Raw genomic sequence first — 8,352 nt, forward strand, 5'->3', positions numbered from 1 at the left:
CGAGGCTAGGCCGGGTCTGCTACGTACCGCTTGATCAGGGCCGCCATTCGCGCCGGATTGGAGACACCTCGAAGCTGACCTCGGTCGTTGAGCTCGACGAGCTGGTACAGAGCTCGGGCAGCGTCTTTTCGGGATCAAGATGTATGAGCTCGGGACACCCGGTGTTGCGATGCTGCTGGCGTTGCTGGCCGAGCAACCGAAGGACGGCGGTGAGGTGTGGTGGTCGACCAGACGGTTCGAGCGGCGCATCGGGCTCACGGCCTCGACCCGGACTCGGGGGACCAAAGAACTCGTGGACGCAAAGCTGCTGTTCACGCGACGTGGTCAGCGGCCCAATGACAAGAAGACGTTCGCTCCGGAATCGACGGTGACGATCTACAAACTGCAGGGAGAGGCGGCACCCACGAAAGCGGCACGAAAGAAGACCGTCGCCGCGGCGAAGCGCAAATGATCGTCGCGCCGCGGCCCAACTCCGCATGCGAGTACCCGCGATCATGGAGGGAAGCGATGGATGGATGAGTCCGAGCGAACCGGTGAGCTACTGAAGCTCTCCGAGGTGTCAGCGCAGTCCGGCGTTTCACTGGACGTGCTGAGACGGATGGTCAGTGACGACCTTCTGCCGCACGTACAGCGAGGTCGGGCGGGGCACATCTACTTCCCTGCCGACGCCGTACCCACCTGGGCGCAGTGCGTGACTCTTCTCGAGGAGCAACGCGATCACCACCTGCGGCGCGCCCTGCAACTAGTAGATCGCCTCGGCCGCGAGTTGGAAGCTGTGCGCAACGACATCAACGAAGCGCGTGAACATCCTCGGCAGACCCTCGGTGTCGACCTACTCGCACTTGGCGACTGGCGGCAGAGTCATCCCCTTGAGGGAGAAACCACGACCGCGGCAATTCTTCACCAGTTCGTCTTCGAGCGGATCGCCATCCAGAACTACGACCGCGCACTCCGCGAGGCACGGAACGCAGGCGCTCGCCCTGATCACTAGCCGGTAGACGATCCACCAGATCGTCGAATGTTCCACTGCCAGTCGGGGAACTCGGCTTCGATCTGGCGGACGTGTCCAGGTGGCATTTGTCCGGACCGGTATTCGGCGCGACGGGTGGCGACCCAGGTACCGATCGGGAATCCGTCGATGACGTCGTGCTGGCGTGGGTTGCTGGTGCCGTGGCGGGCGACGTAGCGGCGCAGATGGTTCAGGCCGGCGGTGAAGCTCGTCCGGGCGTTGGTCTTCCACTGCCAGTCGGGGAACTCGGACTCGAGTTGCGCGATCCGCTCCGCGGGCAAGACGCCACGGCGATAGTCGGAGCGGCGTGTGTTGACCCACCGGCCTATCGGGAATCCATCGATAGCGTCCCGCTGGCGCGGGTTGCTGGTGCCGTGCACGGCGACGTACCGATGTAGATGGGCGATACCCTCATCGAATCGGCTGGTCACGGTCACCTAGTGTGCCTGTCGCCGGCGAGCGGTCGACCACCCAGCCGGCGTTCTCCCACGACCATCGAGGGGTCGCGGCCGGCACTCCCTCTGGTGTCTAGCTGTCACGCGGTATGGGATCTATACTGGGATCGAGAGGTGATCACCATGACAGCAGCACATCCCCGGCCGGATCTGGCCGCCTACGCCGAAGCAGCACGCATGTCGCAGCCCGAACTCGTGGCTGCATTGCGCGATCTGCTCGGCGCGAAACTCGTGGCCTACCTGGGCCGGGTGAGCGAAACTCGAGCGGTGCGGCAATGGGCCGAGGGCACCCGCACCATCGCCAACCACGACGACGTCGAACGGCTCCGGATCGCCTACCGCGCCGCCCGCCTGATCACCGAACGCGACACCCCCGCCGTCGCCCAGGCCTGGTTCCAAGGACTCAACCCGGTCCTCGACGACCGGGCGCCGGCGTTGCTGTTGCGCGACGGTGAACTCGCCGACGTCGGCCCCCAGGTGCTCAACGCTGCCCGCCAGTTCGCCGCGGTGGGATGAACCAACCCCGCACGTCGACTGCAGCTGGAATCGGTGACCGGCAGTGTCGGGGCGAGCCTGGGCATCGGTGGCAGCGGCGGCGGCGGGATCAGCGCGACCGGACCCACGTGTCTCGCAGCGACCGGCGTAGCGACTTCGCTGCCCGCACAGCACATGGGGCCTAGCGTACATCCAGACAGCAGTCCGTTGTCACCATCGGCGCGCCCACCCCGAGCGGTTCTGTTGTCCTACCGGTGTTCGGCCAGACCGAGACACTCTAGAACGACGACACCGTGCCAGCTGCTTCGGTGGTGGCTTAGTCTACCGGGCGGTGGTTCGGCGACACCTGACCTGCGCCTGGACTACTTCTTAGTGTGGTGCGTACCACTTTCGAGGGCCAATCAGGTTGTGAGTCTCTCAATGTCCCGGTCGCTCGAAGTTTCTATTGAAAGGACAGCGACATGTCTCGACCACTTGTAGATGAGCCCATTCGGGTTGCTGTGACCGTCGATGAACTCATCTTGTGGGAGGGGTCTCCGCTCCCTGCGGGTTATACCGCCCACGGGATCGTGTCTTCGATGGTGGACACGCTCGCTCAGCGCAACATCAAGGGTTGCTACGGCTTCCCGCACACCTACCCGGTGGCGCAGTCCCCCAAGCTGCGTGGCGTCCTCGACCTGTGGGTGGATGCAGGTCACCATCTGGGTAACCACACTCATCATCATGCCTCGTTGAATTGGGTTACCGGCGAGCAATACGTCAACGACATTGATGTCGCTGAAAGCGTCCTTGGCGATCTTCTCGACGCCGCCCCGACGCGCTATTTCCGGTACGCGATGGACATGACCGGACGATCAGAGCAGAAACGCGGCATCGTTGAAGACCACCTGCGCGATTCGGGGTACACGGTCGCACCGATCACCGCGTGGTTCGGCGACTTCGCGTGGATCGCTCCGTACTACCGGGCGAAGGTCAATCGCGACGAGGACGCTCTAGCGATGCTGCGTAACAGCTATGTCGATGCCGCTGAGTTTCATCTGCGAAGTCATTCCGCAGCTGCTCGGGAGCTGTGGGGGACGGATGTGCCGTGCATCTGGCTGATCCACGCGACTCCCATCGCCTGTGACATGCTCGGTGCGATCCTGGACCGGTTCACACAGATCGGGGTCGAGTTCATCGGTCTCGACGAGGCGATGCGTCACCCCAGTAACAAGTTGCTTCCCCCGGTGACTCACCAGTTCCGCAATCACATGGAGCGACAGCTTGCCGCTGCCGGAATCAAGAGAGATCTGGTTCCCGCAGAGATGACTGCTGCCGTGCTGGACGCGAGCCCACTGGATGGCTACGGGAGTTTCGAAGTGTACGAGGACCACATCCTCAAGCCGATCGCGGCACGGGTGGGTGGCGAATGGGATTGGGATTGGTCGTAGCTACGGCGGCGGTCGGTGGCGGCCACGATATGGAGCCCGTCGGCCGCCCTGTAGAGGGGACTAGCATCGAGTGATGTACCAGGAGGACGACGCTGGGTCCTCGGACGGCCTGAAGATTTTCCTTGATTGGCTTGAGCGGGACAGCGAAGCGATCGTCGGGCAGATGTTCGACGCGGTTGTTCGTGCCACGCCTTCGGTTGTGAGCACCGACAGTGACCGTGCTCTTCTGCGCTCGGCGCTGACATCGCACCTACCGGTGCTGTATCAGGTGGTCGAGGCTGGTGAAACGCAGCCGATAGTACGCCTCGCGGCACCGGCGAAACGGTGGGCCCAGCACTTGGCCGTATCGGGCGTCGATCTTCCAGAACTGGTGCTCGCCTACGATGCTGCCGGCGACGTTATCGTGCAGATGTTCGCCCACTCTCTGCGCCACGGGCAACCTCGGGTCGCTGACGCGACGAGGGCTGACGCCTTGGAAGTCGCCATGGATCGGCTGTACCGCTACCTGCGCGCAGCGATGGCCACGGCTGTTGCACTGCATTTGCGTGAGGCCGAACTGCTGCGCCGACGCACGGTCTCCGATCTTCATGACTGGATACGGCGTGTGTTGCGTGACGACGTCGATGAGGCCGCGGCACAGCAGCGTCTCAACTACAGTTTCGCGGGCCACCATGTGGCCTTCGTCTTATGGTCGGCCGACCCTGCAGGACCCGACCTCGACCGCGCCGCGTCCTATGTGAGGGCTGCGACACGGGCCCGGCAGCTCTTACAACTGCGTATCGATCACCGGACAATTCATGGCTGGCTGGCGTTGGAGGCTTCGTCGCTCACCTCTGGCTCACTGCCTTCGGATATGCCACGGGGTGTCTGTGTCGCCTTCGGCGCGGTACACACTGGGATAGTCGGGTTTCGCAGCAGCCATCGTGAAGCGCTCGAAGCGCGGAGGGTGGCGACGACCTTCCGACCGGATCGGCTGCCCGTTGTCCACTTTGATGACGTCGCGGTGATCTCGATGGCCTCGCACGCTGACGATTTGGCGAGATCGATCGTGACACGTCGTGTGGGGCCTCTACTGAGTCAGCCTAACCTTGTTCTGACGCTGCGAGTCTGGTTCGCCGAGTCCGGGAGCCCGACCCGCACTGCGCGCGCATTGGGATTGCACACGAATTCGGTGATCAAGCGGCTAGAACGAATCGCAGAACAGTTGCAGACCGAGCTGGACCCTGGCGACTTGCTGCTGCGCGTCGCGATTGAGCTAACCCCGCTCGTTGACCACAATCCGCCGCAGTAACACGTAATCGGTCCGAGAAGGATCAAGATATCAGTACGCGATCCCGTTAACGGGTCGAGAAGCGGTCTCATGCTCTTTGGCTTTTCGACAGCAGTAGTGGGCGAACCGTACGGCCCGTGCGTCACCGGGCGTGGAAACTTGTGAGACGACCTGCGCTGTCCTGAGGTAGAAGTCTCCGGGCGTCAGCCCGAAGGTTGGCAGTATCTCATCGTCTCGAGAACCATTGAACGGCATGCCTTGCTCAGCGAAGGCGATCATCTTGAGTTCTTCACTACTCATCGCTTCTCTACGGGTTCTGTTCATGGTGCTTGCAAGGTAGGCCAACCAGGTGTCTTGGTGCAGTTGTCCCGCTATACGGTTGTGGCGATTCCACCGTCGACCGGGATGATCGCACCGGTCAGGTAGGCGCCCGCCCTGCTCGACAGGAATGTTGCCGCTCCAACGACATCGTCGGGGCGACCTATGCGCCCGAGCGGCGACAGTGCCGCGATGTGATCGCCGCGAGCGTTGAGGATGGCGTCCATCATCCTGGACTCAAAGGGCCCAGGGGCGATGGCGTTGACAGTGATATTGGATGCACCGAGGTCTCGAGCGAGGTGTCGAGTCAGTTGATGCACAGCAGCTTTACTCGCCGAGTAGGAGTACGAAGGCGTCTCAGGCACTCGCAGGCCACCATCGATACTGCCGATCATGATGACACGGCTGGGGTCAGCAGCGGACGCACCTCGCGCCAGCGCGGGGAGGAGCGCCTGGGTCAGGAAGAACGGAACTCGGACATTGAGATCGATGACCTTGTCCCAGCCTGTCTCTGGGAAATCCGCGAGCGGGGCTCCCCACGTAGCCCCTGCATTGTTGATCAAGACGTCGAGCTGACCATACCTGGCGCTCACGTCATCGGCGAGGTACCGGGGTGCGTCGTCGAGGGACAGATCGACCTGCACAACGTCCAGGCCTAGTTGACGTGCCCGTTCGAGCGATGCGGCCTTCCTTCCGGCCACAACTACCTGCGCTCCTTGCGAGCGCAGGCCTTCGGCGATCATGGCACCGATTCCACTGGTGCCACCGGTAACCAACACAGTCTTGTCCTTGACGCAGAAGAGGTTTGAATAGTCTGGGAGCGCGGTCATGCGTGGGAAGGTCCGTTCTTCGAAGGTCGAGCGCGAATGAAAATGGGTGTCGTGTCTGAAGAATGCGCTACACAGCTCCATTTCGCAGTGGTGTCATCGCCTACTCGCGAGTGGGCGATGACACCGTTTCGTGAGCCAGCACACGCCCCATATGGTCGTCGCCATGGGTTCTGCTGACAGCCTCGTTTCGGCCTTTCGTTCCACCGTTCGGGCAACACCGGATAAGCGCGCTCTGCGGAGCAGCGATGGACGAATTGACCTCACGTGGCGCGAATACCAGTGCCTTGCGGACGATCTCGCCGCAGGACTGACATCGCTCGACATCGGGCCGGGATCGACGGTCGCGATCTTGATGGGCAACCGTCCGGAGTGGCAGCTGGTCGACACCGCGACGCTGATCACCGGCGCTACGCCATTCTCGCTGTACGCCAACGCCGCCGGGACCCAGAACGCTGAGCTGGTGCGCCGCGCACGAGCCCGGGTCGTCATCGGCGAACCTGACCTGCTGGCAGCACTACAACTCGAGCCGTATGAGCATCCCGTCACCTTCATCGAGGTCGGCCCCACCGATCTCACCAAACCCTTAACTGCCCCCAGCGGGAATGGCGCCCCAACGACGCTGTTCTCGTTGAGGCAGTTGGGTGCACGCACACCATTCGAACCCCCCGCGATCTGTGCAGATTCCATTGCCACGCTGATCTATACATCCGGTACTACCGGCCCACCCAAGGGCGTCGAACTGACGCACAGATCGTTACTGTTCATCGCCCGATTCATCGATTCGATCGTGCCCCTCGCACAGGGACGCACCATCTCGTACCTCCCTCACGCACACATCGTCGATCGTGTAGTCGGCCACTACACAGCGCTGGTGTGCGGATCATCGGTCACCACGATCTCCGATGCGCGCGCGCTCTTCGATGTACTGCCCGACATCCGCCCCACCCTCTTCACCTCGGTGCCGCGCATCTGGCAACGACTCCACGCCCAGATGCTGCGCGAGATCGACAACGACACACCAGCCGCCCGCACTGCGATCTATGAAGCCCTCAACGACGCTCGAACCGTCATCGAGCTGCGTGAAGCGGGACAACCGGTCCCAGCCACCCTGGCCGCCAAGGTCGACGAAGCCGATGCCGCCTGCTTCCTCCCGATGCGCAAACGGGTCGGCCTCGATGCAGCCGAGTGGATCATCACCGGGTCTGCGCCTTTACCCCGCGCGACGCACCTGTTCTTCGCCGCACTAGGAATGCCGTTGCACGATCTGTGGGGCTTGAGCGAGACCTCGGGCATAGCAACCTTCAGCGCCCCCGGAGACCACCGTCTTGGCACCGTCGGCCGCGCCCTGCCCGGCACCGAAGTCATCCTCGCCGATGACGGAGAAGTCCTGATCCGAGGACCCCATCTGGCTGTCGGTTACCGCGATGACCCCGCCGCTACCGCAGCCAGTTTCGATGCCGAGGGATGGTTCCACTCCGGCGACCTCGGCGAATGGGACGCCGACCAACTCCGCATCGTCGGCCGCAAGAAGGAACTCATCATCAGCGCCGGCGGTGAGAACATGTCCCCCACACGAATCGAAGACGTCGTGGCCAGCGCATCGCCGCTGGTGTCATCAGTCGTTGTCATCGGCGATCAACGACCCTTCAACATTGCGCTCATTGTCCCAGACTTCGATCGAATCACCTCCGAACTCGGTATCAAAGGCACCCCAACCGACCTACTCGTGAATGACGAGTTGCGCAGTGCGTTCGACAGAATCGTCGACGACGCCAACGCTCAACTCTCCCGACACGAACGCATCCGCAGGCACGCCCTGCTTCCTCAACCCTGGACCGTCGACAGCGGGGAACTCACGCCCACCCTCAAGATCCGACGCACCGACGTCGAACGCAAATACGCCGATGTGATCGACAGCCTCTACGCCGATAACGAAGTCGACTCCTACCTGAACACCCAAACCCATAGACGCGCTTGATCCGAACGGCTCGCGTAGGCTTCGCTGCGCCAGGTTGCGCAGGACTTCGGAAGTTTCCGAGGCCTGTCCGCAGCGGTGGATGAAGTTTACCGATCCTGGGGACGGGACCGGCCGCGACAGCGCATCAGAGGCACCGTCAGACGAGTCGGCCGAGCTTCGGGAGGTGCGCAAACGAATCCGGTGGCAAACAGGAAGCGGAGGTGATGTGTCGGGCGGCGGGCTATCTGTCGCAGAACATTAAGCCAAGTGATGTACCGATCACGGCTTTGTCTCCGGCGAGAACCCGGGGAGCGCGGTTGTGCCCGCACGAGCGGATCTGGTCTGTGATCAGCAAGAAGCGCGGCCTGACCCTCTGCTCGGGGCCACAAGTCCATGACGATCTCGTCGAGCGCAGCTTCACCGCGGTCCGCCTTCCAGTTGTGGCTGACCGATATCACCGAACACTGGACTGATGAGCGCAAGCTGTATCTGTGTGTGATCAAGTGCACGCGTCACTGGCTGTGGCTGCAGCGCAACACGCGGTCGATGCCCGGTCGCCGGCCGGGACCATTGTGCACTCGGATAAGG

At 62.7% G+C, this 8,352-nt stretch carries 8 protein-coding genes and 1 pseudogene; 7 read left to right on the forward strand and 2 right to left on the reverse strand.

Annotation, left to right across the window (positions count from 1 at the left end):
- The first annotated feature begins 169 nt into the window (after window positions 1–169).
- Both GP2_RS20385 and GP2_RS20390 read left to right on the forward strand, forming a co-directional pair.
- Window positions 170–451, forward strand: a complete 282-nt coding sequence (locus GP2_RS20385) for a hypothetical protein (RefSeq protein ID WP_040527617.1) — start codon at window positions 170–172, stop codon at window positions 449–451.
- 60 nt (window positions 452–511) lie between these two features.
- Window positions 512–991, forward strand: a complete 480-nt coding sequence (locus tag GP2_RS20390; protein ID WP_006902534.1) for a hypothetical protein — start codon at window positions 512–514, stop codon at window positions 989–991.
- Here the strand turns inward: GP2_RS20390 and GP2_RS20395 are convergent.
- Window positions 988–1,446: a helicase associated domain-containing protein gene (locus GP2_RS20395; RefSeq protein ID WP_006902535.1), complete on the reverse strand. Its 459-nt coding sequence runs from the start codon at window positions 1,444–1,446 to the stop codon at window positions 988–990. The two genes, GP2_RS20390 and GP2_RS20395, sit on opposite strands and share 4 nt — an antisense overlap.
- Before the next feature lie 141 nt (window positions 1,447–1,587).
- Between GP2_RS20395 and GP2_RS20400 the strand changes: the two genes are divergently transcribed.
- The 3 genes from GP2_RS20400 (at window position 1,588) to GP2_RS20410 (ending at window position 4,680) form a co-directional block, all read left to right on the forward strand.
- Window positions 1,588–1,980 (forward strand): hypothetical protein, encoded by a 393-nt coding sequence (locus tag GP2_RS20400; RefSeq protein WP_006902536.1) that lies wholly within the window; start codon window positions 1,588–1,590, stop codon window positions 1,978–1,980.
- A 440-nt stretch (window positions 1,981–2,420) separates the two neighbouring features.
- On the forward strand, window positions 2,421–3,389 hold the full coding sequence (locus tag GP2_RS20405) for a polysaccharide deacetylase family protein (protein WP_006902537.1): 969 nt from the start codon (window positions 2,421–2,423) through the stop codon (window positions 3,387–3,389).
- Window positions 3,390–3,462: 73 nt separating this feature from the next.
- A complete protein-coding gene (locus tag GP2_RS20410) occupies window positions 3,463–4,680 on the forward strand; it encodes a PucR family transcriptional regulator (protein WP_040527618.1) in 1,218 nt (405 codons plus the stop codon).
- 350 nt (window positions 4,681–5,030) lie between these two features.
- Here GP2_RS20410 and GP2_RS20415 read toward each other — a convergent pair whose 3' ends face one another.
- Window positions 5,031–5,807: an SDR family oxidoreductase gene (locus GP2_RS20415; RefSeq protein ID WP_006902541.1), complete on the reverse strand. Its 777-nt coding sequence runs from the start codon at window positions 5,805–5,807 to the stop codon at window positions 5,031–5,033.
- A 163-nt stretch (window positions 5,808–5,970) separates the two neighbouring features.
- On the opposite strand from GP2_RS20415, the gene GP2_RS20420 reads away from it, so the two are divergent.
- Complete coding sequence (locus GP2_RS20420; RefSeq protein WP_169334006.1) at window positions 5,971–7,785, forward strand: AMP-dependent synthetase/ligase; 1,815 nt, start codon at window positions 5,971–5,973, stop codon at window positions 7,783–7,785.
- Window positions 7,786–8,078: 293 nt separating this feature from the next.
- Window positions 8,079–8,268, forward strand: a pseudogene (locus tag GP2_RS21990) (IS3 family transposase); the annotation flags it as partial.
- Window positions 8,269–8,352: the final 84 nt, after the last annotated feature.

Origin of the sequence: Gordonia paraffinivorans NBRC 108238, assembly GCF_000344155.1 — a bacterium.
Classification (GTDB): domain Bacteria; phylum Actinomycetota; class Actinomycetes; order Mycobacteriales; family Mycobacteriaceae; genus Gordonia; species Gordonia paraffinivorans.

What these genes read in the sequence shown, in the direction of transcription:
- GP2_RS20385 (WP_040527617.1), top strand. Translation starts at nt 170, where the DNA reads ATGCTGCTGGCGTTGCTGGCCGAGCAACCGAAGGACGGCGGTGAGGTG.
- GP2_RS20390 (WP_006902534.1), top strand. Translation starts at nt 512, where the DNA reads ATGGATGAGTCCGAGCGAACCGGTGAGCTACTGAAGCTCTCCGAGGTG.
- GP2_RS20400 (WP_006902536.1), top strand. Translation starts at nt 1,588, where the DNA reads ATGACAGCAGCACATCCCCGGCCGGATCTGGCCGCCTACGCCGAAGCA.
- GP2_RS20405 (WP_006902537.1), top strand. Translation starts at nt 2,421, where the DNA reads ATGTCTCGACCACTTGTAGATGAGCCCATTCGGGTTGCTGTGACCGTC.
- GP2_RS20410 (WP_040527618.1), top strand. Translation starts at nt 3,463, where the DNA reads ATGTACCAGGAGGACGACGCTGGGTCCTCGGACGGCCTGAAGATTTTC.
- GP2_RS20415 (WP_006902541.1), bottom strand. Translation starts at nt 5,807, where the DNA reads ATGACCGCGCTCCCAGACTATTCAAACCTCTTCTGCGTCAAGGACAAG.
- GP2_RS20420 (WP_169334006.1), top strand. Translation starts at nt 5,971, where the DNA reads ATGGGTTCTGCTGACAGCCTCGTTTCGGCCTTTCGTTCCACCGTTCGG.